At 58.7% G+C, this 26936-nt stretch carries 20 protein-coding genes; 15 read left to right on the top strand and 5 right to left on the bottom strand.

The genetic code is table 11. The features are described 5' to 3' along the window. Nucleotides 1-3 precede the first annotated feature (3 nt). From D3880_RS13440 to pyrF, 10 genes are all read left to right on the top strand, one after another. Nucleotides 4-1182, top strand: a complete 1179-nt coding sequence (locus tag D3880_RS13440; RefSeq protein ID WP_238474353.1) for an O-antigen translocase — start codon at nt 4-6, stop codon at nt 1180-1182. After that, nucleotides 1169-2095, top strand: coding sequence for a glycosyltransferase (locus tag D3880_RS13435; protein ID WP_238474352.1), 927 nt, complete (start codon nt 1169-1171; stop codon nt 2093-2095). The genes D3880_RS13440 and D3880_RS13435 overlap by 14 nt, the downstream gene beginning before the upstream one ends. Beyond that, a complete protein-coding gene (locus D3880_RS13430; protein ID WP_162935002.1) occupies nt 2095-3150 on the top strand; it encodes an EpsG family protein in 1056 nt (351 codons plus the stop codon). Before D3880_RS13435 ends, D3880_RS13430 begins: the two co-directional genes overlap by 1 nt. 38 nt (nt 3151-3188) lie before the next feature. Next, nucleotides 3189-4178 carry an NAD-dependent epimerase/dehydratase family protein gene (locus D3880_RS13425; protein ID WP_162935001.1) on the top strand — a complete coding sequence of 330 codons (990 nt, stop codon included), beginning with the start codon at nt 3189-3191 and terminating at the stop codon, nt 4176-4178. 4 nt (nt 4179-4182) lie between these two features. Next, nucleotides 4183-5355, top strand: a complete 1173-nt coding sequence (locus tag D3880_RS13420; protein ID WP_119893947.1) for a glycosyltransferase family 4 protein — start codon at nt 4183-4185, stop codon at nt 5353-5355. Between the two features lie 161 nt (nt 5356-5516). Continuing rightward, nucleotides 5517-6413: an NAD-dependent epimerase/dehydratase family protein gene (locus D3880_RS13415; protein WP_238474351.1), complete on the top strand. Its 897-nt coding sequence runs from the start codon at nt 5517-5519 to the stop codon at nt 6411-6413. 331 nt (nt 6414-6744) lie between these two features. Then, nucleotides 6745-7755, top strand: coding sequence for an MraY family glycosyltransferase (locus D3880_RS13410; protein WP_119893945.1), 1011 nt, complete (start codon nt 6745-6747; stop codon nt 7753-7755). 222 nt (nt 7756-7977) lie between these two features. After that, a complete protein-coding gene (locus D3880_RS13405; protein ID WP_119893944.1) occupies nt 7978-9984 on the top strand; it encodes a polysaccharide biosynthesis protein in 2007 nt (668 codons plus the stop codon). Nucleotides 9985-10899: 915 nt separating this feature from the next. After that, entirely contained in the window at nt 10900-16896 is a 5997-nt protein-coding gene (locus tag D3880_RS13400) for a peroxidase family protein (RefSeq protein WP_119893943.1), read from the top strand. A gap of 169 nt (nt 16897-17065) precedes the next feature. Beyond that, on the top strand, nt 17066-17764 hold the full coding sequence (pyrF, locus tag D3880_RS13395) for an orotidine-5'-phosphate decarboxylase (protein WP_119893942.1): 699 nt from the start codon (nt 17066-17068) through the stop codon (nt 17762-17764). A gap of 339 nt (nt 17765-18103) precedes the next feature. On the opposite strand, the gene D3880_RS13390 is transcribed toward pyrF, so the two are convergent. Beyond that, nucleotides 18104-19108: an NADP-dependent oxidoreductase gene (locus D3880_RS13390; RefSeq protein WP_119893941.1), complete on the bottom strand. Its 1005-nt coding sequence runs from the start codon at nt 19106-19108 to the stop codon at nt 18104-18106. 231 nt (nt 19109-19339) lie between these two features. Here D3880_RS13390 and D3880_RS13385 point away from each other — a divergent pair, with 231 nt between their 5' ends. Together D3880_RS13385 and D3880_RS13380 are read left to right on the top strand one after the other, a co-directional pair. After that, the gene (locus tag D3880_RS13385; protein WP_119893940.1) at nt 19340-20101 is read left to right on the top strand and encodes an SDR family oxidoreductase; all 762 of its coding nucleotides are present in this window, start codon (nt 19340-19342) and stop codon (nt 20099-20101) included. Nucleotides 20102-20245: 144 nt separating this feature from the next. Then, nucleotides 20246-21130, top strand: coding sequence for a bile acid:sodium symporter family protein (locus D3880_RS13380; protein ID WP_119893939.1), 885 nt, complete (start codon nt 20246-20248; stop codon nt 21128-21130). A 136-nt stretch (nt 21131-21266) separates the two neighbouring features. On the opposite strand, the gene D3880_RS13375 is transcribed toward D3880_RS13380, so the two are convergent. From D3880_RS13375 to D3880_RS13365, 3 genes are all read right to left on the bottom strand, one after another. Then, nucleotides 21267-22457, bottom strand: coding sequence for a benzoate/H(+) symporter BenE family transporter (locus D3880_RS13375; protein WP_119893938.1), 1191 nt, complete (start codon nt 22455-22457; stop codon nt 21267-21269). Nucleotides 22458-22478: 21 nt separating this feature from the next. Beyond that, on the bottom strand, nt 22479-23084 hold the full coding sequence (locus D3880_RS13370; protein WP_119893937.1) for a LysE family translocator: 606 nt from the start codon (nt 23082-23084) through the stop codon (nt 22479-22481). A gap of 125 nt (nt 23085-23209) precedes the next feature. Continuing rightward, complete coding sequence (locus D3880_RS13365; protein ID WP_119893936.1) at nt 23210-23668, bottom strand: MarR family winged helix-turn-helix transcriptional regulator; 459 nt, start codon at nt 23666-23668, stop codon at nt 23210-23212. Between the two features lie 80 nt (nt 23669-23748). On the opposite strand from D3880_RS13365, the gene D3880_RS13360 reads away from it, so the two are divergent. The 3 genes from D3880_RS13360 to D3880_RS13350 all read left to right on the top strand — a co-directional run bounded on the left by D3880_RS13360 (nt 23749) and on the right by D3880_RS13350 (nt 26097). After that, nucleotides 23749-24915, top strand: coding sequence for an aminotransferase-like domain-containing protein (locus D3880_RS13360; protein ID WP_119893935.1), 1167 nt, complete (start codon nt 23749-23751; stop codon nt 24913-24915). A gap of 12 nt (nt 24916-24927) precedes the next feature. After that, a complete protein-coding gene (locus D3880_RS13355; protein WP_119893934.1) occupies nt 24928-25530 on the top strand; it encodes a glutathione S-transferase family protein in 603 nt (200 codons plus the stop codon). A 216-nt stretch (nt 25531-25746) separates the two neighbouring features. Continuing rightward, a complete protein-coding gene (locus D3880_RS13350; protein ID WP_119893933.1) occupies nt 25747-26097 on the top strand; it encodes a GFA family protein in 351 nt (116 codons plus the stop codon). Between the two features lie 47 nt (nt 26098-26144). On the opposite strand, the gene folE is transcribed toward D3880_RS13350, so the two are convergent. Beyond that, complete coding sequence (gene folE, locus D3880_RS13345; RefSeq protein WP_119893932.1) at nt 26145-26690, bottom strand: GTP cyclohydrolase I FolE; 546 nt, start codon at nt 26688-26690, stop codon at nt 26145-26147. Nucleotides 26691-26936: the final 246 nt, after the last annotated feature.

Here is a 26936-nt window from a genome sequence, read left to right as displayed (position 1 = left end):
ATTTTGATCAAGCTGGTTGCAATGTATCTCGGGGTCGAAGGCCTTGGAAAGCTCGGCAACTTCATGAATGCCGTGGCGCTTTTGTACCTGCTCGCCGGTGGTGGTGTTATCAATGGAGTAGTAAAGTACGTCGCCGAATATAATAACCGTCCCAGAGCTCTGTTATCATTTGTTTCAACTGCGGCAACTTATTCATTTATTGTTTCTGTGCTAATTTTTCTACTTGTAGCTACGTTTTCAGCGCGGATATCAAGTTATGTATTCGGCTCAAGTGAGTATTTCCCGGCAATAATTTTTCTAGCTTGCGCTCAACTTGGATTTGCTTTCTCAAATATGGTGATAGGAGTTGCTAATGGTCTGAGAGATACTAAAACCTTCGCAAAAATACAGATACTAGGTAACTCTATTGCTTTTCCTTTTTCTTGGTACTTGATTGCCGAGTACAAACTTTTGGGTGCTATTTTAGCAATAGTATTTTCTTATTTATTATATGTATTTCCAGCATTTTATTTGTTCGTAAAGTCAAAATTTTGGGGGCGGATATTTTTTACTGGTTTCAAAGATAAAGGGTTTCTCAAACTCTTCAGTTATAGCTTGATGGTCTGTGCGGGGGCCATCTCATTCCCTTTAGTAGAAATGCTAGTACGTGAGATGATCATTCGAAGCTATGGTTATCAAGCCGCAGGGCTCTGGCAGGCTTCGATTAGGTTGTCTAGTGCTTATTTGGGTTTTTTTACGATTTTTCTTGCCTATTATTTTGTCCCCCTGATATCGGCTGAGAATAATAAGAATGAAATAGGTCGAATGGTACTAAAGTTTTTGATTTTTGTTTCAGTCATTTTCTTGGCCGGAGCAACAGTTTTTTATATCAGAAGAGAATTTTTCATAGGTCTTCTTTTGTCGCACGAATTTGAGCCTCTGGGCGATTTGATTAAATATCAGTTGCTGGGTGACTTTTTCAAAATATCGGCGTATGTGATCGGCTTTGTTGGTGTTGCAAAGGCGGCGTTAAAGCTTTATCTGGCGGCTGAACTCTTTCAGGGTGGCGCATTCCTATTAACCACGTGGCTCTCTGTTCAGCAAGGATTTGGGCTTGAGGGCGTGCTTGTTTCCTATGTAATTACAAATTTTATCTATTTTATTCTCGCGTGTGCAGGAATTGTAATTTATGTCAAAAGATAATATGTCAACGGCTACGGTCGTTGTCTCTTGCTACAATCAAGAACAATATATACGGGACTGTTTGGAAAGTATTCTTTCGCAAAAAACAGATTTTAGCTTCGATATCCTGGTTTCAGATGATTGTTCTGTGGATAGGACCCAGTCCATCATTAAAGAGTATGCAGATAAGCAGCCTGAAAAATTCAAGCTGATACTTCGTGAAAAGAATGTTGGGGTATCAATAAACTACACTCGGGCTCACAATAGTGCAACTGGAGATGTGGTTTTTCACATAGATGGTGACGATGTCATGTTGCCGGGGAAGTTGCAAAAACAGTTTGACCTTTTTCGTGGAAATTCAGACGTCAATTTGGTTTTTCACAGGGCGCGCTACTTTTCAGATGACGGCAGTTATGAAATAGAGACGGGATCCCCTTCCCTGCAAGAGGGAGGACTTATGCATTTTGGTATGTCGGATTTGGCGCTGTGGGGGCCAATCACTGTGCATAGTGCTTATGCTTATCGACGCAACTCCAGAAGAACCAGAACTATTTCTAGCGATTTCACGGAGTGGTTTTTTGCATTGGACTCCCTGTCGCAGAATGGGCGAGCAATTTATATTGACGAAGTTCTGGTGAAATATAGGTGCAACCCAAGTGGGAGTACTTATTTATCTACTAAAATAGGTCGTGTAAAAGTGTACAGCATCTACTTTAGGGATGTCTTTCATTATTATCGAAGTTGTCCAGGTGTTCGGAAGCAGTTGTATGCTAATTGCCTTTTTACTTCGCTGGCTATGCTTCGAGCAAAATGTGGTTTCTCTACTGAAGCCATATTTTTCCTTATCAGGAATATTTATAATTTTAGACCATGGCTCTTGTTTGATGTATTCAAGATGAGAAAGTCGGTAGCGCCCGAGCAAAGGATCCGTTAGTGAGTATTTATTCCCGCAGAGACGATGCCGTCTATGTGCTTCTGATAGGGGGGCTTTTGCTTGTAGTCGCTTTAGCGACAGGGTTTCGTCCGGTTGAAGTGGGGGCGGATACGAGGCTGTATTCGCAGCTTTACCAAGAGTTATTAGATGGTGAGGAGTCATTGTATAAGTTGGATGTTATATATAACGCAACAGCAGAATTTTTTTCTGCTGTTGGGTTAAGTCATGGCTTGTTTTTTTCGTTTGTATCTAGTCTTTCATTGTTTTTTTTCTATAGTTCATTATTTAAGTTTAATGCGTACTTTCAGCAATCGGATGTTGATGCTGGACTGTTCATTTATGGGTTATTATTTTTGCTGTGTTCTCCAGTTTTTTTCTCTGCGCAGGTTAATGTCATTAGGCAGGGGGTGTCTTGCTTGGCGTTGATTTATTTTTATTCGTGTTTTTTGAGTGGCCGCTATGGCTTTCTTTTCTTTTTTAGCGCTGTTATCGCGTTGGGCTTTCATTCGTCTTCAATTTTATTTGTGGGTGTGGCGGTAGGTTTGATTTTTTCATACTCGTGTGTGCTTATATTTGTCTTGATTCTTGCGTTCGCTTACTCCCTTGGTGTTTCAGAGTCATTAGTTAGGGCTTTTTCAACGCTATCCAACTTTGATATATACAGCAAGGTAGTTGAGTATGGTGCCATGGAAGGGTATAGGGCCGGCATTAGATTAGACTTTGCTGCTTTTTCCTGCGTGCTTGGGCTGTTTCTTGATTTGTTGTCGCGTTTATTTCTTTCAGTGACACAGCGGACCCTATTTCAAGGTTGTCTCAAGATTTACTGGTTATTCCTTATCCCATTTTTCATCTTTGGTTTTGGCGCCTTTTCAGATCGTTTGCTATTAAATGCCTGGTTGTTTTTTTCAGTATTGATCGGGGTAATATTTTCGCAAGCCCATTTTTTTGAGTGTATTCCTCGGGTTCTGAGCTTTTTCGTGTTTTGTCTCGCTGTTATCGTATATGCCATGCTAGCTCAGGGTGGGGGTTTATTTTTGAGTGATTTATTAAGTTAATTTGGTAGTCGTTCTTAATCCTGTTGAACTGTACAGGTGTGAATAACCTGCGGGCTAAAGTCGAGGTGCTTGTGAAGGTATTTGTTTTTGGGGCGGCGGGATTTATAGGTAGAGCTTTAATAAGTAAGCTCATTGGCGACGGTCATGAAGTCTCTTTGTTGACAAGGAACCCGGCGCGTGCAAAAAGCCTTCTGGGGCCGGCAGTGAAAATCCATGTTGGCGACATGGTCGATAGAACGTACCCCGATCTATCCAATTATGACGTGGTAATTAATTGTGCTGGTGAGATAAGAAATGAATCATTGATGCGTCGACTTCATGTTGACTCAATACAATATGCATTGTCCTCCCTTTCGACCGAGAATAAAACGCATTGGATTCAGCTAAGTAGTGTTGGTGTTTATGGGCCTCAGGGCGCGGGGGTGATTCGGGAAAGCCATCCTTTCAATCCAGTGGGGGAGTATGAGATCACTAAAGCGGAAGGTGATCTTCTTGTGAGTGATATATGTCGTGCCAGGGGGATTCCTTATACTATCATTAGACCGTCAAATGTGTTTGGTGACGGTATGTCTAATCAGTCACTGGCTCAGTTGATTCAGGTGATCAGGCGTAAATTGTTCTTCTTCATAGGAAGGCCTAGCTTATGCATGATGAATTATGTTCATGTCGATGATGTGGTTGACGCTATTATTAGTTGTATGGGGAATCCGATAGCTTCTGGCAACGACTTCATCGTTTCCGACGTTATTGATCAGTACTCATTCGTGCAGTTAGTGAAAAGTGAAGTGGGGGGGGGGTGGACCCCGATAATGCCTATTCTTATCGTCAAGGCAATAATTTTTTTTGCGAAGTTAATCCCGGGTTTTCCGCTTTCGGAAGGGCGTATAAATGCTTTGATGACTAGAGCGGTTTACTCGACTGAAAAGATAGAGGGTTGTCTGGGTTTTTCTCCTGGAGTAGGTATTGAAATCGGTCTGCGCCAGTATTGCCGCCATCTAATGGATGCGACTGGTAAGAAGAGTGGCTAAGTAGATGAATGGCTTGCGTATTGCCCGAGTTTCAACGGTTAAATTTTTTATTTTTACGCAGTTGCGTACGCAGCTCGACGCTATCAAGGAGTCAGGTGCTGATCTTACGGTTGTTTCAAGTGCCGAAGACGATCTCAGTGCCGACGCTTATGATCTCGACGAGATGAGTTTTGTTGAGGTCAATATATCAAGAAGTATAAGCCCGCTAAGCGATCTCAAGGCCTTGTACGCATTGGTCAAACTATTTAATGAAAGAAGATTTGATATTGTACATTCAACTACGCCCAAGGCTGGCTTGCTGTGTGCGATCGCCGGTAAGATGTCGGGCGTAAGCGTACGCTTGCATACATTTACTGGGCAGCCTTGGGTGACTATGTCCGGGGTGAAAAAGCATATCCTCAAGTGGTGTGACAAGGTAATCGGACGACTTAATACTCGCTGCTATACAGACAGCTTTAGCCAAAAGCAATTTTTGGTAGACAATGGTATAGTGAAAGACTCTAGGATATTTGTGCTGGGAGAGGGATCTCTGGCTGGTATCGATTTGCAGCGTTTCAATCCCAAGCGCTATTCCGAAGAAGATAGATCGAGTCTAAAGAAAGATCTTGGTATACCGGAAACGAGTTTCTTAATATTGTTTGTCGGCAGGATTACTCGCGACAAGGGAGTAAGAGAGCTAGCTCAAGCATTCAATCAGGTCATCGCCCAAGGGGTCGATGCCCATTTAGTCTTCGTCGGCCCTTTCGAAGTCGATGGTCGACAATGTTTTGATTCCGTAATTGATGAAAATGCTCAGCAGCGCGTCCGTTTGGTTGGTTTTTCCCGCGAGCCAGAAAAGTATATGTCGATTGCTGATGTGTTATGTCTGCCCAGCTACCGAGAGGGATTCGGAACTGTTGTGATCGAGGCGGCTGCAATGGGAGTTCCAACCATAGGCACCGATATTTACGGCCTTTCCGACGCCGTTGTGAATGGTGAAACTGGAATTCTTGTTCCGGTAAGAGATTATCAAGCGTTAGCTCAAGCGTTGGTTAAGGTGGCCTCCGATGTAGGAATCCGAGCGGAAATGGCTACCAAAGCATATAAGCGTGTGTATGAAAATTTTGATAGTATCTATTTGAGTCGTTTATTGGTTCAGGAGTACGAAGGTCTCATGAAGTATACTCAAGGCTCATGAGGGAGCTTGCTAGTAGTGGGGTATGCACGGTGTAGAGTATTTTTCGGAGGTATTTTAAGTGGTTATTTGCAGCGTTCATTTTTTTATTTATGCAGTAAAGGAAAGTAAATGATCCTCGTCACTGGGGGGGGGGATTTGTTGGCCAAGCACTGATTCATCGCTTGTTAAATGATGGTCGCTACTCACCCGTTGCTGCTTTGCGTCGCCAGTCGGTTGATCTTCCTGGCGGTGTTCATTGTGTTCAGGTCGGTGACCTTTCTGCAAATACCAGTTGGTCGGAAGCACTTGTTGGTGTAAAGGTCGTTATTCATGCAGCCGCCCGGGCTCATGTACTGAATGAAACCGCTGATGACCCGCTTGTAGCGTTTCGTCGTGTGAACGTTAGTGGAACCCTGGCTCTTGCGCGGCAAGCAGCGCAAGCCGGAGTCGAGCGCTTTATTTTTATTAGTTCAATTGGTGTGAATGGCAATCAAAGCTCTCGTCCATTCACTGCCGATGACTTGCCCAGCCCAAATGAGCCTTATGCTGTTTCCAAGCATGAGGCTGAGTTGGGGCTACGTCAGTTAGCGGCGGAGACAAGCATGGAGATAGTGATTATCCGGCCGCCGTTGGTGTATGGACCAAAAGCTCCAGGTAACTTTGGGCGATTGATAAAAACTGTTAGTAAAGGTGTTCCCCTGCCCCTGGGAGCTATTCATAACCGGCGTAGCCTGGTTGCCTTGGACAATCTGGTTGATCTGATCGTGACCTGTATCGATCACCCTGCTGCAGCGAACCAGACTTTTCTGGTAAGTGATGGTGAGGATCTCTCAACTACCGAGTTATTACGCAGAATGGGCGTGGCCTTGGGAAAGCCGGCCCGTTTGTTGCCGGTGCCGAGTTGGCTGCTTGAAGCGGGGGCGGCGATGCTGGGGAAGAGGGCTCTATCTCGTCGATTGTGCAGCTCGCTACAGGTCGACATCAGCAAGACACGTGAGTTATTGGGTTGGGCGCCGCCAGTCAGCGTTGATGCGGCTCTACGCAAGACGGCAACGCATTTTTTGGAGCATCACACGTAATGATGTGGCGCCGCAGAACATGACCAGGCAACCCCGGAGGCCCCAGCCCTGATCGCCGGCGGCGAATTGTCAACGGTTGAGTTCAAGACTCCGGTCGATCGGGATGCGTTTGGAGTGGGGCGCGTATTGCCAATACGCTCGGCTGGCAGGTGCTGGTCGGGGTGGCTGAACTTGTCGTTTACAGTGTGGGTCTATGGCCCGCATCGCGGCGAGAGCGCGGCTTCTACAGAGTATGCGCGTGCAGAAGTTGCGGTGAGCAGGCTCTACTGTTGTAGGGGCGCCATCCTCGGCGCACGCTGTTGTTTTATCTGCTTCAGGAAGTTGACCTTTGATGACGATTTGGTGGCTGCTGCCGGCCATGGCCGGCGTTTCTCTTTTTCTGACGGGTGCCTTGCGCCGTTATGCCTTGGCGCGCAGCCTGATGGATATTCCCAATGGGCGCAGTTCGCATTCGATACCCACGCCGCGCGGGGGCGGGGTGGCCATTGTGCTCAGCTTTCTGGCGGCACTGCCGCTGTTGGCGTCAATCGGCGTGTTGGCATGGCCGGTGATGTGGGCCTTGCTAGGGGCGGGGGGCTGGATCGCCGTGGTGGGATTTCTCGATGACCATGGGCATATCGCTGCGCGCTGGCGGCTGTTAGCGCATTTCATCGGAGCCGGTTGGGCTCTGGGCTGGTTGGGGGGGTTGCCGTCGCTGGTGATCTTCGGCTTCGACCTGGAACTGGGCTGGTTGGGTTATGCGCTGGCGGCGTTTTACCTGGTCTGGCTGCTCAATCTGTATAACTTTATGGATGGCATTGATGGTATTGCCAGTGTCGAGGCGATCTGCGTGTGCTTGGGCGGCGCGTTGCTCTATCTGTTGCTAGGCGAGGGGGCTGCCGCACTAGCGCCCTTGTCGCTGGCAGTGGCGGTGGCGGGCTTCCTGTTCTGGAACTTCCCGCCAGCGCGCATCTTCATGGGGGATGCCGGCAGTGGCTTTCTCGGTATTGCGCTGGGTGTGCTCTCGCTGCAAGCCGCCTGGGTGGCGCCACAGTTGCTGTGGTGTTGGTTGATTCTACTGGGGGTGTTCATCGTTGATGCCACATGGACACTGTTTCGCAGGCTGCTGCGGGGCGATAAGGTGTACGAGGCACACCGCAGCCATGCTTACCAGTACGCATCGCGCCAGTTTGGCAAACACTTGCCGGTGACGCTGGCGGTGGCGGTGCTGAACCTTTTCTGGCTGCTGCCAGTTGCGCTTTGGGTCGGGCTAGGTGGAGTGGATGGTGCCGTGGGATTGCTACTGGCTTACCTGCCATTGGTGTGGTTGGCGATAAGGTTCAAGGCTGGGGAGCGGGAGTAGAGTCGCCTCTCACCCCAGGTCCCTCTCCAGGTGAGAGGGGGCGGTTGAGTGCGTTTCCGAGTATTACGTGCGGATGTTGACAGTGAGTCGGATGATATCCCTGCAGGGAACGCCGGTTACCCAGTGATTCCATGCGTGGTTGGGTGGGCGTTTGGCGCTGAAGATTAACTGCGTTGCGGCAGATCCGCTTATTGGGTTGTTAAAGATTTCGAGGACGCTCTTGTGTTAAGGACTGTTGATAAGTTGCGCGAAGGGTTGTTGCGGCTGCCGCGTGGTTCCAAGCGCTTGTTGCAGCTGACCACGGATGTGGCGCTTGTGTGGGCCGCTTTGTGGTTGGCGTTTGTCGTGCGCCTGGGCACCGACAACCTGATTCATCCATGGGGAGGGCACCTCTGGCTGTTTGTGGCCGCGCCACTGATCGCTATCCCGCTGTTCGTGAGGTTCGGTATGTACCGGGCGGTGATGCGCTACTTCGGTAACGATGCGCTACTCGCTATCGCCAAGGCCGTCACCCTGTCTGCATTGTTCCTCGCCCTGGCGGTGTATTGGTACCGCGATGCACCAGTAGCTGTGCCGCGCTCACTGGTGTTCAACTACTGGTGGTTGAGTTTGGTGATGCTCGGTGGGTTACGCCTGGGAATGCGCCAGTATTTTATGGGCGATTGGTTTTCAGTCAGCCAGCCGATGCCCTTTATGAACCGTGATGACGGTTTGCCTAAAGTGGCGATCTATGGTGCTGGGGCTGCTGGTAACCAGTTGGTGGGGGCCTTGCGCTTGGGGCGCGCGATGCGCCCGGTGGCGTTCATAGATGATGACAGCGGCATTGCCGATCGGGTAATTGCCGGACTGCGGGTGTTCAAGCCCAAGCATATCAAGCAGATGATCGAGGAAACGGGGGCGCAGGAGATATTGCTGGCAATTCCCTCGGCTTCTCGCGGGCGCCGGCGCGAGGTGTTAGAGCACCTTGAACAGTTCCCGCTGCATGTACGCAGTGTTCCGGGCTTTATGGATCTGGCCAGCGGGCGGGTGAAGGTCGATGACATCCAGGAAGTGGATATCACCGACTTGCTCGGGCGTGATGCGGTTCCGCCGCAACAGGAGTTGTTCGAGCGTTGCATTCGTGGTCAGACCATTATGGTGACTGGCGCTGGAGGCTCGATCGGTTCTGAGTTGTGCCGCCAGATCATGGCGAGTGAACCGACAACGCTGCTGCTGTTCGAGCACAGCGAGTTCAATCTGTACAGCATCCATACCGAGCTTGAGCAAAGGATCGAGCGTGAGTCCTTGCCGCTACGGCTGGTGCCAATCCTGGGCTCGATCCGCAATCCAGAGCGGCTGCTGGACATTATGCGGACCTGGCAGGTGGACACTGTCTACCATGCGGCCGCCTACAAGCATGTACCGATGGTGGAGCACAACATTGCCGAGGGGATGCTGAACAACGTCATGGGGTCGCTGTACACCGCTCAGGCTGCGGTGAGGGCAGGCGTTAAGCATTTCGTGCTGATTTCCACCGACAAAGCGGTGCGGCCGACCAACGTGATGGGCAGCACCAAGCGCCTGGCTGAAATGGTTTTGCAGGCATTGAGCCGGGAATCGGGTCCGGTTTTGTTTGCAGACAAGGATGCCGTCCATCAGGTCAACAAGACCCGTTTCACCATGGTGCGTTTCGGGAATGTGCTGGGCTCCTCGGGGTCAGTGATCCCACGGTTCTATGCACAAATTCGTCGCGGCGGGCCGGTGACGGTCACGCATCCGAATATCACCCGTTACTTCATGACCATTCCCGAGGCTGCTCAGTTGGTGATTCAAGCCGGCTCGATGGGGCAGGGCGGCGATGTGTTCGTGTTGGATATGGCCCAGCCAGTGAAGATTCTCGAGCTGGCGGAAAAGATGATCCATCTTTCCGGCCTCAGTGTGCGTTCGGAGAAGAATCCTCACGGGGATATCGCCATCGAGTTCAGCGGCTTGCGTCCTGGCGAGAAGCTGTATGAGGAATTGCTGATCGGCGATAACGTCAGCCCAACTGATCACCCGATGATCATGCGGGCCAATGAGGAGCATCTAGCCTGGGAGGCTCTCAAGGCAGTGTTGGCGGCATTGCTCGAGGCCGTTGAGCAGGACGACTACGCTAAAGTGCGTCAGTTGCTGCGCGAGACGGTCAACGGCTATACCCCGGAAGGGGAGATCGTCGACTGGATACATCAGCAGCGCCGGATCGAACCCTGATCCTTGGCAAGTTTGGCAAAGAGGAGGGGCGGCTAAGTTAGATTCTGCGGTTTTAGGAAGTGTTGCTCTAAGAGCATAAATGACAAGAAGTCTCCCCCTGCGTAGAACGCATTTTTCCTCCCCTCTGTTTGCCCTTCCGGTCAGTGTCTCTGTCGCAGTATCTGCGGCAGGGCTGCCGAAAGCTGAACCCACTAAGCCGCAGCGACTCCCACGGCCGAGGGTAACCGCTCCATAAGCCCCATCGTCATGCTCGCCTCGTAATTCGCAAAGCCGCTTTTCTGCTCATTTTCAGGGGGCGGTAACACCTCGCTGTTGGACGGTAGATTGCCGGCCTTCAAGGGTGTCCGGAATCATTAAGCCAGCTCAACTCGCACACTTTTTCCGTCTTGAAATATTTTGAAACAGGCGTGAGAAGTGCATTCTAGATATCGGACTTTGGTCTTAGATTTTTTGTAAAAATGATAGATATCAGTAAGTTGCGTTTGTAATTTGGTTTTTTTGATAAATCGTCGTTTGCTTGACAGTGTGATGGCGCGCGCCTTTAGTGGAGGCGTGTAACGGCTGACCAGGCCTGGACCGGAAGAACGGTTCTTTCCCAGCGTGGCCGCCAGGAGAAAGCTCATGGACAGCGTCACTACCGCTCCCGACCTCGGGGGCCCGTCATCGGTCCAACTGCATGGCCCCCCAGCAGCCTGACGGCAGTTCAGGTCGTGCGACCTGCTGCTGGTATCGAAGGGGCTGCATTCCCTGCCACTTCTATCTGAAGTGAAAACGCTCCAGCTAGCGCCTGGCGTGCGGTAGCCCCTTTATCCGAAAAAACATCATTCGATTAGCGGCAACGCATTAGCCACGTTGTTGCAGCGGGTTCGGCTGCATGTGGTTTTCTCACCGCGCTTTGCAACGAGGAAAACGACAATGGCTACCTTAACAGTCAACAAAGCGGATCTGCAGTACATCCTCAAACAAATCGAGATTGCCGAGGCCCATGCGGCCTTTCTGGCGGCCAATCCGAACGCCACATTGGCTGAGCAATCGGCGTTTCTGCGCACCATGGTGGAGAGCCCGCTACTACCGGAGGGTTTGCGTACGGTCGATGGGACGCTCAACAGTCTGGTGCCGGGGCAGGAGCTGTATGGCTCGGCCGATCAGCTGATGCGACGTCTGCTCGATCCTGCGTTCAACACCGCCGAAGGCTTCGACCCGGATGGTCCGGGGCCGGCGCCAGCGACTCCGCTCAGCAGCTATTTGCAGACTAACGGCTTCGTCTTCGACTCGCAGCCACGCACCATCAGCAACCTGATTGTCGACCAGTCGCTGAACAACCCGGCTGCGATCATTGCCGCGCTTGAAGCCGCCGGGGTCAGCAATTCGACCGAGATGGCCAGTCAGATCATCGCAGCCTATGAGGCCAACAAATCGGCCGATGCTGCCGCGGCCGCTGCGCAGCAGGCCGCCGAGGCTGTGACTAACAGCGGGACGAGCCTCGCAACGCTGCAGGCCGATTACGCTGCCAAGGCTCTGGCGGCGACCGATGCCGACACGCTCGCCGATCAGGCCGAGCTGAACTATGGTGTGGCGCTGGGCGAGGTTGCCACGGCCAATGGCGCGGTCGTGGCGGCCAGTTCGACACTGGTGGCGACCGATCCGGCCGATACCGCGGCGTGGGCCGCCGCGCTGGCCCAACTTACTGCGGCGGTTACCACCTTCAACAGCGCCAAGGCCGAGGCGGACGCGCTCAAACTACCGGCTGAAGAGGCCCGCGCAACCGCAACTGCCGCCGCCGATGTGGCCGATGCCGCCGCCGCCGTGCTTGCCACTGCTCAGACTGGGCACGCTGAACTGGTTGCCGCCAGCGAGGACGCTGCGGCTGCCGCCGATGCTGCGCAAACGCAACTCGATACCCTGCTGAGCAATGCCGGTCTCAGCGTGGAAAACGACAGCGTGGTGATCCCCAACGTCTCGGCCGATGAGGGCCTGACCGCGCCGTTCAACTCGTGGATGACCCTGTTCGGCCAGTTCTTCGACCACGGCCTGGACCTGGTCAACAAGGGCGGCAGCGGCACCGTGCTCATCCCGCTGCTGCCGGACGACCCGCTGTACGTCCCCGGCAGCCCGACCAACTTCATGGTGCTGACCCGCGCCACCAACCAGGCGGGGCCGGATGGCCAGCTGGGCACCCCCGACGACGTGCACGAGCATGTCAACCAGACCACGCCGTTCATCGACCAGAACCAGACCTACACCTCCAACGGCTCGCATCAGACCTTCCTGCGCGAATACGTGCTGGTCGACGGCAAGCCCATGGCCACCGGTCACATGCTCGACGGCCAGAATGGCGGCCTGGCCACCTGGGCTGACATCAAGGCGCAGGCCCGCGATGTGTTGGGCATCGACCTGGCCGACTACGACGTCACCAATGTGCCGATGCTGTTGGTCGACCCCTATGGCGAGTTCATCCGTGGCGACAACGGCTACCCACAGTTGTATGTACGGGTGCCGGTCGATGCCGATCACCCGAATGGCATCGCCGTGGTCGAAGGTAATCCGGACGCGCCGATCAGCACCCAGTTGGCGATCCGCACCGGCCACGCCTTCCTCGATGATATCGCCCACACCGCCAAACCGGTGTTCAATGCCGACGGTTCGTTGGCGGCCGATGGCGACACGCTGGCCGGCAATGCTGTGCTGGTGGACAACCGCGGCAATAACCTGGAGTACGACAATGAGCTGCTCGACTCCCACTACATCACCGGCGACGGGCGCGGCAACGAGAACATCGGCCTGACCGCCGTGCACCATGTGTTCCACTCCGAGCACAACCGCCTGGTCGACGCCAACAAGCAGACCATCCTCGACTCCGGCGACCTGGCCTTCCTCAACGAATGGCTGCTGGTGGATGTCGGCGCAGTGCCTACCGATCCGCTCGATATCGCCGCGCTGGTGTGGGATGGCGAACGGCTGTTCCAGGCCGCGCGCTTCGTCAACGAAATGCAGTACCAGCACATGGTGTTCGAGGAGTTCGCCCGCACCGTGCAGCCGAACATCGACCCCTTCGTGTTCTCCAACACCGCCGACATCGACCCGGCGATCTTTGCCGAGTTCGCCCACGTGGTGTACCGCTTCGGTCACTCGATGCTGCGCGAAACCGTGGACCGCATCGGCATGGACCTCGAGACGGGGACCATAGGCGCCAACAACCAGATCGGCCTGATCGAGGCCTTCCTCAACCCCCTGGAATTCGCCGCCAGCGGGGTGACTGCCGAGGAGGCGGCCGGGGCGATCATCCGTGGCATGACGCGGCAGGTCGGCAACGAGATCGACGAATTCGTCACCGAGGCGCTGCGCAATAACCTCGTCGGGCTGCCGCTCGACCTGGCGGCGATCAACATCGCGCGGGCCCGGGATACCGGGGTGCCGTCGCTGAATGCGGCGCGTGAGCAGTTCTTCGAGTTGACCGGCGACAGCCAGCTCAAGCCCTATGCGAGCTGGGTCGACTTCGCCATGAACATCAAGAACCCGGCCTCGGTGATCAACTTCATCGCCGCCTATGGCAAGCACCAGAGCATCCTTGACGCCGACACCCTGGAAGCGAAACGTGCCGCCGCCACCCTGCTGGTGATGGGCGGCGCCGGCGCGCCGGCCGACCGTGAGGCCTTCCTCAACAGCACTGGTACCTGGAGCGCGGCCAACAGTGGCTTGAACAGCATCGACTTCTGGATCGGCGGTCTGGCCGAGCAGAAGATGCCGTTCGGCGGCATGCTCGGCTCGACCTTCAACTTCGTCTTCGAGATGCAGATCGAGAACCTGCAGAACGGCGACCGCTTCTATTACCTGAGCCGCGTGCAGGGCACCAACCTGCTCAACGAACTGGAGGCCAACTCCTTCTCCAATCTGGTGATGCGCAACACCGACCTCGGCGACCCGAACTCCTCGCACCTGCCTGGGCTGTTGTTCGCCAACGTCGATCATATTCTCGAGATCGAAACCCAGCGGCAGATCGGCGCCGATCCGACCTGGGATGACCCGATCCGTCAGGCGCTGAGTTCCAAGGTGGTGCGCCAGGACCTCGACGGTGACGGCGACACCGACCTGCTGCAGTTCCGCGGTGGCGAGCACACCGTGCTCGGCGGTTCGGCGGAGAACGACACGCTGATCGGCGGCGACGGCGACGACACCCTGTGGGGCGATGGCGGCAACGACACGCTGGAAGGCGGCTTCGGCGTCGACATCATCCATGGCGGCGAGGGCGACGACCTGATCACCGACGCCGGCACCGATATCGGCGCCACGGCTCTGATCCATGGCGACGGCGGCAACGACGTGATCCATGCCGGCAATGGCCTGACCCTGATCTTCGCCGGCGACGGCAGCGACTTCGTGCTCGCCGGGCCGGATGGCAAGGAGGTGTTCGGCGGCCGCGGCGACGACTTCATTCGCGGCGGCGGCGGTGTCGACTTCCTGCTCGGCAACGAGGGCGATGACTGGATGGAGGGCGGCGAGGGCTTCGATACCCTGGCCGGCGACAACTCCGAGCTGTTCTTCAACAGCCCGATCATCGGCCACGACGTGCTCGACGGCAACGGCAACGACACCGACTACGACGGCGAGTCCGGCGACGACATCATGGTCCAGGGCCTGGGCATCCAGCGCAACGAAGGCATGTTCGGCTTCGACTGGGCGATCCACAAGAACGACCCGCTGGCGGCCAATACCGACCTGAACATTCCGATCTTCACCACCGAGCAGGCGGACATCCTGCGCGACCGCTTCGATCAGGTCGAGGGCCTGTCCGGTTGGAAGTTCGATGACGTGCTGCTCGGCGACAACCGCAGCAACGATCCGGAACTGGAGGCCGAGCTGCTGACCCTGCTCAACCACGAGCTGACCCAGGCGGGGGTCGACCGCATCAGCGGGCTGCAGGCCATAGTCGGTGGCGAGGCCCAGGCCGACCCGAATGCCGTGGTCTACAACGCCGGCAACATCATTCTCGGCGGCGGCGGCAGCGACACCATCATGGGCCGTGGCGGCGACGACATCATCGACGGCGATTCCTGGCTCAACGTGCGCATCAGCTGGACCGATGCCCTGGGTGTCGAGCACGCGGCGGAGAACATGACCGAGTTGCAGGCGCAGATGATGAACCGGCAGATCAACCCCGGGCAGCTGAAGATCGTGCGCGAGGTGCTCAACGGCAACCAGGAAAGCGATATCGATACCGCGCTGTATTGGGATGCGCGCGCCAACTACAGCGTGTTCGAGAACGCCGACGGCAGCTGGACGGTGCAGCATGTGACGGTCGACCCGACCAATGCCGTGGGCGAGGGCGCGGTGTTCTCCGATGGTACGGATCGGCTGCTGAATATCGAGATGCTGCAGTTCGCCGATCAGTTCATGTGGCTGATCAACCGGGCGCCGGAAGGCACGGTGGACATCGATGACCTGAGGCCGACCGAAGGCCAGCCGCTGTTCGTTTCGCCGAACTTCCTCGATGCGAACGGCACTTTCTTCTCGACCTTCAACTACCAGTGGCAGGTGTTGGCCGCCGGGGTGTGGGTCGACATCGCCGGTGCCAACGACAACCTGTTCATCCCGACCCAGGCGCAGGTTGGCCAGCAGTTGCGGGTGGTGCTCAGCTACACCGACGATGGCGGCTACGAGGAAACCCTGGTTTCGACGCCAACGGCGGTGGTGGGTGATCTGTACAACGGCACCGCGGCGGCCAACGGCCCGGTGCTGACTGCCGGTGACGACATCGCCTTCGGCAATGGCGGCAATGACGTGCTCAACGGCCTGGCCGGCGACGACCTGCTCGACGGCGGCATCGGCAACGACACGCTGCTCGGCGGTGACGGTGCCGATACCCTGCTCGGCGGCGCGGGTAACGACACCCTCAATGGCGGCACCGGAGCCGACACCTTGACCGGTGGCGCCGGTAACGACAGCTATGTGGTGGACGATGCCGGCGATCTGGTCAGCGAAGCGGTGGGTGAGGGGACCGACACGGTGCAGACCACCTTGGGCCTCTACGCTTTGACGGCTGACGTCGAGAATCTGACCTATGTCGGCAGCGGCAATTTCACCGGCATCGGCAATGCCCTGGCCAACACCCTCACCGGCGGGGCCGGCAACGATGTGCTCGACGGTGGCTTGGGCAACGACCGCCTGGTCGGCGGCGCCGGCGATGACAGCTACTACATCGACGTCGCCACCGATGTGCTGGTCGAAGCGGCCGGTGCCGGCAGCGATACCGTGTATTCGACCAGCGCCAGCTACACCCTGGCCGCCAACCTGGAAAACTTCGTGCAGCTCGGCGGCGCCACCGTCGCCGTCGGCAACACGCTGGCCAACAACATGCTCGGAGGGGCAGGTGACGACAGCCTGAACGGCGGCACCGGCAACGACAGCCTGGACGGCGGCGCGGGCAATGACAGCCTGAATGGCGGTACGGGCGTGGATACTCTGCTCGGTGGAACCGGCGATGATGCCCTGGATGGCGGCACCGGCGATGACCTGTTGGTGGGCGGGGCCGGCAACGATGAACTCGCCGGCGGGGCCAACAATGATGCGCTCGATGGCGGCGACGGCGACGACATGCTCGATGGCGGCGCCGGCAACGATAGCGTCACCGGCGGTGCCGGCAACGACATCATGCTGGCCGACAGCGGCAACGACATCTTCGTGTTCGGTGCCGGCTTCGGCCAGGACATGATCATCGGCTTCGATGCCGTCGCCGGCGGTGGTCAGGACCTGCTCAATGTCGCCAGCTATGGCTTCACTGCCGTGACCTTCGCCAGCAACGTGAGCATCGCCGCCGATGTGGCCGATACGCTGATCACCATCGGCGGAGACAGCATTCGCCTGGTGGGGGTGAGCGCCGCCAATGTGACTGTCGCGGACTTCCAGTTGGTCTGAAGCGCGCGGTCACAGCGGAGGCTGTGAGCGTCCTGGAACGGTGTGCGACGAGTCGCGTCGCACACCGTTTTTTCTTTTCGGTCGTGCCGCGCGGTTGATCATCGGGTCAACAGCTGGAGGTGGGTTCCGCTACAATGCGCGCCGATTCCGCCTTGCCGAGAGCCCAGCCATGTCCGTCTGCCAGACTCCCATCATCGTCGCCCTGGATTTCCCCTCCCGCGAAGCCGCGTTGCAGCTGGCCGCCCGGCTCGACCCCAAGCTGTGCCGGGTCAAGGTCGGCAAGGAACTGTTCACCCGTTGCGGCCCGGGCATAGTCGAGGCCTTGCAGGGGCAGGGCTTCGAGGTGTTTCTCGACCTGAAATTCCACGACATCCCCAACACCACGGCGATGGCGGTCAAGGCCGCCGCCGAGCTGGGCGTGTGGATGGTCAATGTGCACTGCTCCGGCGGCCTGCGCATGATGGCGGCCTGCCGCGAAACCCTGGACAAGCTGAGTGGGCCGAAACCGCTGCTGATCGGCGTGACCGTGCTGACCAGCATGGAGCGCGAGGACCTGGCCGGCATCGGTCTGGATATGGAGCCGCAAGCACAGGTGCTGCGCCTCGCCGCGCTGGCCGAGAAAGCCGGCATGGACGGCCTGGTCTGCTCGGCCCAGGAAGCCGTGGCGCTCAAGGCCGCGCATCCGGCTCTGCAACTGGTGACCCCGGGCATCCGCCCGGCCGGTAGCGCCCAGGACGACCAGCGCCGCATCCTCACTCCGCGCGAGGCGCTGGAAGCCGGCTCGGATTACCTGGTGATCGGGCGGCCGATCGCCCAGGCCGCCGACCCGGCTCAGGCCTTGGCGGCGGTGGTCGCCGAGCTGGCGTAAAAATTCGGCCCCGTTCAGGGGCCGAAACTTTTTCTGTAGGGCGTGTGCAACCCGCAGTTCTGCTGGCTCTCTGGATTATTCCCCTTCGGGCCAGCGCAAGCGCTGTTCCGCGATAAAGCCGCGGTCCCACGTTCGCGGGAATGACGAGGTTAAGGGAAGCGTTCTGCCCCCACCGTCATCCCCGCGAAGGCGGGGACCGAGTCCGTAGGATGGGTTGAGCGCAGCGATACCCATCATGGCGGTTCGATGGGTATCGCAGGCTCAACCCATCCTACAAAGCAGTTCGTAGCCCGGATTTCATCCGGGCTACGAAGCGGGCATCCGTGTCGGTCTGGATGCTTAAACCTTCAGCACCAGCTTGCCGAAGTTCTCGCCACTGAACAGCTTGAGCAGGGTTTCCGGGAAGGTTTGCAGGCCTTCGACTATGTCTTCCTTGCTCTTCAGCTTGCCCTGGGCCATCCAGCCACCCATTTCCTTGGCCGCATCGGCGAACTGCGCGGCGTAGTCCATCACCACGAAGCCCTCCATGCGTGCGCGGTTGACCAGCAGCGACAGGTAGTTGGCCGGGCCTTTGACCGCTTCCTTGTTGTTGTACTGGCTGATCGCGCCGCAGATCACCACCCGCGCCTTGGGCGCCAGACGGGTCAGCACGGCGTCGAGGATGTCGCCGCCGACGTTGTCGAAATACACATCCACACCTTTCGGGCATTCGCGCTTGAGGCCGGCGTGTAGGTCCTCGCTCTTGTAGTCGATGGCGCCGTCGAAGCCGAGTTCGTCGATGAGGAACTGGCATTTCTCCTTGCCACCGGCGATGCCGATCACGCGGCAGCCTTTGATCTTGGCGATCTGCCCGGCGATGCTGCCGACCGCGCCGGCGGCGCCGGAAATCACCACGGTATCGCCGGCCTTAGGTGCGCCGACGTCCAGCAGGGCGAAGTAGGCGGTCATCCCGGTCATGCCCAGCGCCGACAGGTACAGCGGCAGCGGCGCGCGGCTGGGGTCGACCTTGTAGAAGCCCTTCGGTTCGCCGAGGAAGTAGTCCTGCACGCCGAGCGCGCCGTTGACGTAGTCGCCGACGGCGAAGTTCGGGTTCTGCGAGGCGATCACCTTGCCGACACCGAGCGCGCGCATCACCTCGCCGAGACCGACCGGCGGGATGTAGGACTTGGCGTCGTTCATCCAGCCGCGCATGGCCGGGTCGAGCGACAGGTATTCGTTCTTCACCAGGATCTGGCCAGGGCCAGCCTCAGCCATCGCGCTTTCCACATAGCTGAAGGTGTCACGGCCGGGCAGGCCGACCGGGCGTTGGGCGAGCAGGAACTGGCGGTTGAGTTGAGCAGGCATGGCGGGACACTCATTGGTCATTGAAGCCTTGTTGATAGTCCCCGGCGCTCGATCCGGCAAGTTTTCGCCAGGCAGCGGAATGGTGAACTATCCATTCTGCTGATTAAGCCCCGAGTGGCTTAATCAATTTGCTGGATAAGGCCTTAGCGCGACCCTTGATAGTGCTGCCAGACCGAGCGGCTCGCTGACTAGACTGAGCGTCGCTTTCCCACTCGCGCAGAGGATTTACCCATGAGCATGACCTTTTCCGGCCAGGTAGCCCTGGTCACCGGCGCAGCTGCCGGTATCGGCCGCGCCACCGCGCTGGCTTTCGCCGCCGAAGGGCTTAAGGTGGCGGTGGCCGACTTCGATGCCGCGGGCGGCGAAGCCACGGTTGAGCAGATTCGCGCCGGCGGCGGCGAGGCGACCTTCATCCGCTGCGACGTCACCAAGGAGGCCGAGGTCAAGGCGCTGATGGAGCGGGTGATCGCCGCCTACGGTCGTCTGGACTACGCCTTCAACAACGCCGGGATCGAGATTGAGAAGGGCAAGCTGACCGAGGGCAGCGAAGCCGAGTTCGACGCCATCATGGGCGTCAACGTCAAGGGCGTGTGGCTGTGCATGAAGCACCAGATCCCGCTGCTGCTGGCCCAGGGCGGTGGCGCGATCGTCAACACCGCGTCGGTGGCCGGCCTCGGCGCGGCGCCGAAGATGAGCATCTACGCGGCCTCCAAGCATGCGGTGATCGGCCTGACCAAGTCGGCGGCGATCGAATACGCGAAGAAGAAAATCCGCGTCAACGCCGTATGCCCGGCGGTGATCGACACCGACATGTTCCGCCGCGCCTACCAGGCCGATCCGAAGAAAGCCGAGTTCGCCGCCGCCATGCACCCGGTCGGGCGGGTCGGCAAGGTCGAGGAAATCGCCGCGGCGGTGCTCTATTTGTGCTGCGACGGTGCGAGTTTCACCACCGGCCAGGCCCTGGCAGTGGATGGAGGGTCGACGGCGATCTGAGGTGCAAGAAAAGGCGCCACCCGGCGCCTTTTTGCATTCTGTTACAAGCGTAGCCGGATTCTGGCGCGCCAGGCCACTACCGCAAGCTTGAGCGCTTGCGCAGAATCCAGGCAGGCCTATTCATAGAAGAAGAGAACAATAACAATGACCGCAAGCCTGCTGAATACCGTATTTCTCCCCCTCGCGCTGGGCATCATCATGCTCGGCCTGGGGTTGTCGCTGACCCTGGCGGACTTCGCCCGCGTGGTCAAATTCCCCAAACCGGTACTGATCGGCCTCGGCTGCCAGCTTCTACTGCTGCCGCTGGCCTGCTTCTTCATCGCCAAGGGCTTCCAGCTCGAGGCCGCGCTGGCGGTGGGGCTGATGCTACTGGCGGCCTCGCCGGGCGGCACCACGGCCAACCTCTATAGCCACCTGGCGCACGGCGATGTGGCGCTGAACATCACCCTGACGGCGGTGAATTCGGTGATCGCCATCCTCACCATGCCGCTGATCGTCAACCTGTCGCTGGCGCACTTCATGAGCGGCGACCAGGCCATTCCGCTGCAGTTCGCCAAGGTCGTGCAGGTGTTCGCCGTGGTGCTCGGGCCGGTGGCGATCGGCATGTGGATACGCAGCCGCTTCCCGGCCTTCGCCGAGCGCATGCAGAAACCGGTGAAGATCATTTCCGCGCTGTTCCTGGCGATCATCATCCTGATGGCGGTGGTCAAGGACTGGGCGACCTTCGTCGAGTACGCCCCGCTGGTCGGGGCGGCGGCGCTGTGCTTCAACCTAGTCAGCCTCGCGGTAGGCTACTGCGTGCCGCGCCTGCTCAACCTGTCGCAGCGTCAGGCGGTGGCGATCGGCATGGAGATCGGCATCCACAACGGCACCCTGGCCATCGCCCTGGCGCTGAGCCCGATGCTGCTGAACAACCCGACCATGGCGATTCCGGCGGCGATCTACAGCCTGATCATGTTCTTCACCGCCGCCGGCTTCGGCTGGTGGGTCAATCGCGCGCACGGCAGGGAGTTGGCCGCCGAGGCTTGAGCAGCAAAGGCGCCGAGAGGCGCCTTTATTGTTTTTGCTGGGCGTGAATGTTGGGCTTCGCAAGCCCAGCGCCAACCTACGTTGATCCATGGTGTAGGTTGGCGTTGAGCGCAGCGATACCCAACAAGCAGCCGAGTCAGTCCGTCCGCCAGTTGAGGATCAGCAGGGTCAGCACGCCGGCGACTATGCCCCAGAACGCCGAACCGATGGAGAACAGCGTCAGCCCCGAGGCGGTGACCATGAAGGTGATCAGCGCCGCCTCGCGTTCCTTAGGCTCACTCATGGCGTTGGTCAGACCGTTGATGATCGAACCGAACAGCGCCAGCGCGGCGATCGACAGCACCAGCTCCTTGGGCAGGGCGGCGAACAGCGCCGCCAGGGTGGCGCCGAAGATCCCGGCGATGCCGTAGGAAACCCCGCACCAGAGCGCGGCGGTGTAGCGCTTGCTCTTGTCCTCGTGGGCGTGCGGGCCGGTGCAGATCGCCGCACTGATCGCCGCCAGGTTGATGCCATGGGAGCCGAACGGCGCCAGCAGCAGCGAACCGATGCCGGTCACGCTGATCAGCGGCGAGGCCGGCACCCGATAGCCGTCGGCGCGCAGCACGGCGATGCCGGGCATGTTCTGCGAGGTCATCGCCACCACGAACAGCGGAATGCCGATGCTGATGGTGGCGGCCAGGGAGAAGCTCGGCGTGGTCCACACCGGCGTCGCCACCTGCAGGTGGAAGCCGCTGAAGTCCAGCAGACCCTGGGCGCCGGCCACCGCCGTGCCGATCAGCAGGGCGGCGAGCACCGCGTAGCGCGGCTGGCTGCGCTTGAACAGCAGATAGCCGAACAGCATGGCCAGCACCAGGCCGAGGCGATGCTGGGCGGCGACGAAGATCTCGCTGCCGATCTTGAACAGGATCCCGGCCAGCAAGGCGGCGGCCAGCGAAGCGGGCAGGCGGCGCACCAGGCGCTCGAAGCTGCCGGTCAGGCCGCAGACGATGACCAGCAGCGCGCAAGTGATATAGGCGCCGATCGCCTCGGGATAGCTGACGCCGCCGAGGCTGGTGATCAGCAGAGCCGCTCCGGGGGTCGACCAGGCCACGGTGACCGGGGTGCGATAGCGCAGCGACAGGCCGATGGTGCAGATCGCCATGCCGATCGACAGCGCCCAGATCCACGAGGAAATCTGCCCAGTGCTCAGCCCGGCGGCCTGGCCGGCCTGGAACATCAGCACCAGCGAACTGGTGTAGCCGGTGAGCATGGCGATGAAACCGGCGACCACCGCCGAAGGCGAAGTATCGGCAAGTGGGCGCAGCGGGGCTTGGGTGACCTCGGTCATCGGGCGTCCTTGTCAGTGCGATCAGTGGAAATCGGTGAGGATAGGGTAGAGCGAGGCCACCAGCAGCAGGGCCATGCCAACATTGAACAGACGCAGCACGCGCGGGTTGTCCAACCAGCGGCGCAGGAAGCTGCCGGCAACGGTCCACAGGCCGACGCTCGGGCAGTTGACCAGGGCGAACAGGGCGGCGATCAGCACCACGTTGACCAGGAAATTTTCCTGCGGGGTGTAGGTGGTGATGGCGCCAATGGCCATGATCCAGGCCTTGGGATTGACCCACTGGAAGGCGGCGGCCTGCAGGAGGGTGAAGGGCTTGGCGTTGCTGCCGTCGTTGCCCTGCGGTGCACCCGCATGGGAAATCTTCCAGGCCAGGTAGAGCAGATAAGCCGCGCCTATGTAGCGCAATGCGGCATACAGCGGCGGGTAGAGGCGGAACAGCTCGCCCAGGCCGAGGCCGACGGCGATGACCAGCACCATGAAGCCCAGGCTGATGCCAAGCATGTGCGGCAGGCTGCGGCGCACCCCGAAGTTCACCCCGGAGGCGAGCAGCATCATGTTGTTGGGCCCCGGCGTCACCGAAGTGACGAAGGCGAAGAGGACGAAGGCGAGCAGCAGTTCGGGGCTCATGGCGGGACTCTCGGGTGACGAGGACCCAGCCTATGCGCGGTGGCGCCCGGCGTCGCGGTACAGCGAGGGGCGCAAATGGCGATACAGTTGTGCGGATCTTGCTAAGGATGGCGAAGTGTTCCGCCTCAATCTTCCGCGTCGCTACCCGGCAGACGAGTCTTGCCCAGCGCCTGATTGACCGCCAGCCAGCCGTTGGCCGCGGCTTCGCCGGTCTCGGCGAACACCCGCTGGAGCAACTTGGCCTGCTCATGGCGCAGCGCGGTTTCCAGCTTGGCGCCCTCGGCGGTCAGGCCGAGCAGGCGTTTGCGCTTGTCGTCCGCGGCGGTCACGCTCTCGACCAGATGCATTTCCATCAACTGGCGCAGCGGCGTGTTCAGCGCCTGCTTGCTGACGCCGAGGGCGGCGAGTAGCTGTTTCATGTTCAGGCCCGGATAGCGGGCGATGAAAAACAGGATGCGATGGTGCACCCGGCTCAGCCCGCGGCGCGCCAGCATCTCGTCCGGCTTGGTGGTAAACGCCTGGTAGCCGAAGAAAAACGCTTCCAGGGCGAGCTGCTGAGTGGTCGAGTTTTTCAGGTCAAGCATATTGACGTATCTGCCGACGGCATCGTAGTTTCGGTCAACCAGTTTGACTTATTTTTCCCTGCCTTCGCTACCGGTGACCCATGGCCTTCTCTGAACGCATCGCCCGCCTGAAAAGCTCCCTGATCCGTGAAATCCTCGCTGCGGCGCAGCGCCCGGAAGTCATGTCGTTCGCCGGCGGACTGCCGGCCGAGCCGATGCTGCCGAAGGTGGAGTGGGCGGACATGCCGGCCAGCATGGGCCAGTACGGCATGAGCGAGGGAGAACCGGAGTTGCGCGAGGCCATCGCCGCCGAAGCGCGGGCGTTGGGCATTGCCTGCGAGGCCAGCCAGGTGCTGATCGTCAGCGGCTCGCAGCAGACCCTCGACCTGGCCTCCAAGCTGTTCATCGATCCGGGCACCGAGGTGCTGCTGGAAGCGCCGACCTACCTGGCCGCGCTGCAGGCCTTCCAGCTGTTCGGCGCCGACTGCATCACCGTGCCACAGGAGGCCGACGGCCCCGAGCTGGCGGCACTGCAGCAGCGCCTGGAAAACCACAAACCGGCCTTCGCCTACCTGATCCCGACTTTCCAGAACCCGTCCGGCGTGCGCTACAGCGAGGCCAAGCGCGAGGCGGTGGCGGCCTTGCTCGACGAGTTCGGCGTCACCCTGATCGAGGACGAGCCCTATCGCGAGCTGGTGTTCGACGAAGGCCGTGCCGCACCGATCGTCAGCCGCCTGCAGAAGGCCAGCTGGGTCTACACCGGCACGGTCTCCAAGACCCTGCTGCCGGGCCTGCGCGTGGGCTTCCTGATTGCCACGCCGGATCTGTTCCCGCATTTCCTGCGCCTCAAGCAGTCGGCCGACCTGCACACCAACCGCATCGGCCAGTGGCAGGCGTTGCAGTGGCTGGGCAGCCAGCAGTATCGCGACCACCTGGCCGAGCTGCGCGACTTCTACCGCCTGCGCCGCGACGCCATGCAGGTGGCGCTGGAAGAGCATTTCGGCGAGCTGGCGGACTGGAACATCCCGCAGGGCGGGCTGTTCTTCTGGCTGACCCTCAAGCAGCCGCTGGATACCCGTACACTGCTGCAGCCGGCCTTGGCGCAGAATGTCGCGTTCATGCCCGGCGAGCCGTTCTTCACCCATCCGGAGCAGAACCCCGGCTATCTGCGTTTGAACTTCAGTCACGTGGCACCGGAGCGTCTGAGCGAGGGTTTGCAACGCCTGGCCAGCGTGATCCGCCAGGCGCAAGCCAGCGCAGCGGCCTAACAGGAGGTTACGATGTACAAGGTCTACGGCGATTACCGTTCCGGCAACTGCTACAAGGTCAAGCTGATGCTGCACCTGCTCGGCAAAGAGTCGAAGTGGGTGCCGGTCGATATCCAGAAGGGCGAGACCCAGACCGCGAAATTTCTCGCGATGAACCCCAACGGCAAGATTCCGGTGCTGCAGCTGGAAGACGGCAGTTGCGTGTGGGAATCGAATGCCATCCTCAATTTCCTCGCCGACGGCAGCGAGTTTCTGCCCACCGAGCCACGCCTGCGCACCCAGGTGTTGCAGTGGCAGTTCTTCGAGCAGTACAGCCATGAACCCTATGTCGCGGTGGCGCGCTTCATCCAGCTCTACGAGGGCCTGCCGGAAGCGCGCCGTGCCGAGTACGAGGTCTGCCATGCGCGCGGCCACAAGGCCCTGCGGGTGATGGAGCAGCAGCTCAAGAGCACGCCCTATCTGGTCGGTGACAGCTACACCATCGCCGACATCGCCCTGTACGCCTATACCCACGTGGCGCATGAGGGCGGCTTCGACCTCGGCGCCTATCCGGCTATCCAGGCCTGGCTCACGCGGGTAGCCAGCCATCCGCGGCATGTGGCAATGCTCGGCTGAGCCATTGACCCAAAGCTCGCCGCTGGCGCAATGCTGTGTAGGAGCGAATTCATTCGCGATGAGGGTCGCGCGGAGCTCCAGGTTCGCGAATAAATTCGCTCCTGCAGGACAGAAAACCGGCCGCTGGCCGGTTTTTTCTGCCCGCGATTAGCTAGCCGCCCTGGCCTGGATTAGTGTTGTGGTTCGATCCCACAGGCACACTGCGAGGGCAAGACCATGCGCTATCAAGGCGGTTGCCACTGCGGCAAGATTTCCTTCAGCGTCACCGGCGACATCGACAAGCTGCTGGACTGCAACTGTTCGCTGTGCAGCAAGCGGGGCGGCCTGCTCTGGTTCGTCGGGCGCGACAAGTTCGAACTGAAGTCGCCAAAGGCTGACGAATTGCCGACCTATCGCTTCAATACCCGCAAGATCGCCCATCATTTCTGCGATGTTTGCGGCTGCTCGCCGTTCAGTGAGGCATCCGCACCGGACGGCACGCCGATGACGGCGATCAACGTGAGGTGCCTGGAGGGCGTCGATCTCGGTGCTTACGAGATAACGCGCTACGACGGGCGCAACCACTGAAACGAAAAAACCGGCTCAGAGGCCGGTTTTTTCGTTGCAGCGCCGCGTTAGCGAATCAGGCTGAGGAATTCGCTGCGGGTGGCGGCGTTTTCGCGGAACTCACCGAGCATCACCGAGGTGACCATCGATGAGTTCTGCTTCTCCACCCCGCGCATCATCATGCACATATGCTGGGCTTCGATGACCACGGCCACGCCGAGCGCGCCGGTGACCTGCTGTACGGCCTCGGCGATCTGGCGGCTGAGGTTTTCCTGGATCTGCAGGCGACGCGCGTACATGTCGACGATCCGCGCGACCTTGGACAGGCCGAGCACCTTGCCGTTGGGGATGTAGGCAACGTGGGCCTTGCCGATGAACGGCAGCAGATGGTGCTCGCACAGCGAGTACAGCTCGATGTGCTTCACCAGCACCATTTCGCTGTTGTCGGAGCTGAACAGCGCCCCGTTGGTGACTTCTTCCAGGGTCTGCTGATAGCCGCGGCAGAGGTACTGCATGGCTTTGGCGGCGCGCTTGGGCGTGTCGAGCAGGCCCTCGCGGGAAGCGTTCTCGCCGACCAGGCCGAGAATCGCGGTGTAGTTCTGTTCCAGGGACATGGATCTTCCTGTGGGGGTTCTTACACAAAGGCGCAGGGTAGGGCGCGACAGCTCGGCTGGCAAGGGTGGGCGCCGCCAGAATGGCCGGGTTTTTCGGCCGTTCTGAGCGATTTCAGTGCCTATAGAGCCTGTCTCGGATATCGCGAGCTAGAGCGAGACAAGGCAAAAACAGCCGAGGAAGCGGAGTTTACGAGCTGTAAATGAGCATGACTCGTTTCACTCGCCCTTCGGGTCGCGCTGAAGCGC

This window comes from Pseudomonas cavernae (assembly GCF_003595175.1).
In the GTDB taxonomy this organism is placed as follows: domain Bacteria; phylum Pseudomonadota; class Gammaproteobacteria; order Pseudomonadales; family Pseudomonadaceae; genus Aquipseudomonas; species Aquipseudomonas cavernae.
Note: the sequence above shows the minus strand (reverse complement) of the source record. Positions and strands in the feature narration are given on the sequence as shown.

Coding starts and splice junctions, on each gene's coding strand:
- D3880_RS13435 (WP_238474352.1), top strand. CDS start 1,169: ATGTCAAAAGATAATATGTCAACGGCTACGGTCGTTGTCTCTTGCTAC.
- D3880_RS13420 (WP_119893947.1), top strand. CDS start 4,183: ATGAATGGCTTGCGTATTGCCCGAGTTTCAACGGTTAAATTTTTTATT.
- D3880_RS13410 (WP_119893945.1), top strand. CDS start 6,745: ATGACGATTTGGTGGCTGCTGCCGGCCATGGCCGGCGTTTCTCTTTTT.
- D3880_RS13400 (WP_119893943.1), top strand. CDS start 10,900: ATGGCTACCTTAACAGTCAACAAAGCGGATCTGCAGTACATCCTCAAA.
- pyrF (WP_119893942.1), top strand. CDS start 17,066: ATGTCCGTCTGCCAGACTCCCATCATCGTCGCCCTGGATTTCCCCTCC.
- D3880_RS13390 (WP_119893941.1), bottom strand. CDS start 19,108: ATGCCTGCTCAACTCAACCGCCAGTTCCTGCTCGCCCAACGCCCGGTC.
- D3880_RS13385 (WP_119893940.1), top strand. CDS start 19,340: ATGAGCATGACCTTTTCCGGCCAGGTAGCCCTGGTCACCGGCGCAGCT.
- D3880_RS13380 (WP_119893939.1), top strand. CDS start 20,246: ATGACCGCAAGCCTGCTGAATACCGTATTTCTCCCCCTCGCGCTGGGC.
- D3880_RS13375 (WP_119893938.1), bottom strand. CDS start 22,457: ATGACCGAGGTCACCCAAGCCCCGCTGCGCCCACTTGCCGATACTTCG.
- D3880_RS13370 (WP_119893937.1), bottom strand. CDS start 23,084: ATGAGCCCCGAACTGCTGCTCGCCTTCGTCCTCTTCGCCTTCGTCACT.
- D3880_RS13365 (WP_119893936.1), bottom strand. CDS start 23,668: ATGCTTGACCTGAAAAACTCGACCACTCAGCAGCTCGCCCTGGAAGCG.
- D3880_RS13360 (WP_119893935.1), top strand. CDS start 23,749: ATGGCCTTCTCTGAACGCATCGCCCGCCTGAAAAGCTCCCTGATCCGT.
- D3880_RS13355 (WP_119893934.1), top strand. CDS start 24,928: ATGTACAAGGTCTACGGCGATTACCGTTCCGGCAACTGCTACAAGGTC.
- D3880_RS13350 (WP_119893933.1), top strand. CDS start 25,747: ATGCGCTATCAAGGCGGTTGCCACTGCGGCAAGATTTCCTTCAGCGTC.
- folE (WP_119893932.1), bottom strand. CDS start 26,690: ATGTCCCTGGAACAGAACTACACCGCGATTCTCGGCCTGGTCGGCGAG.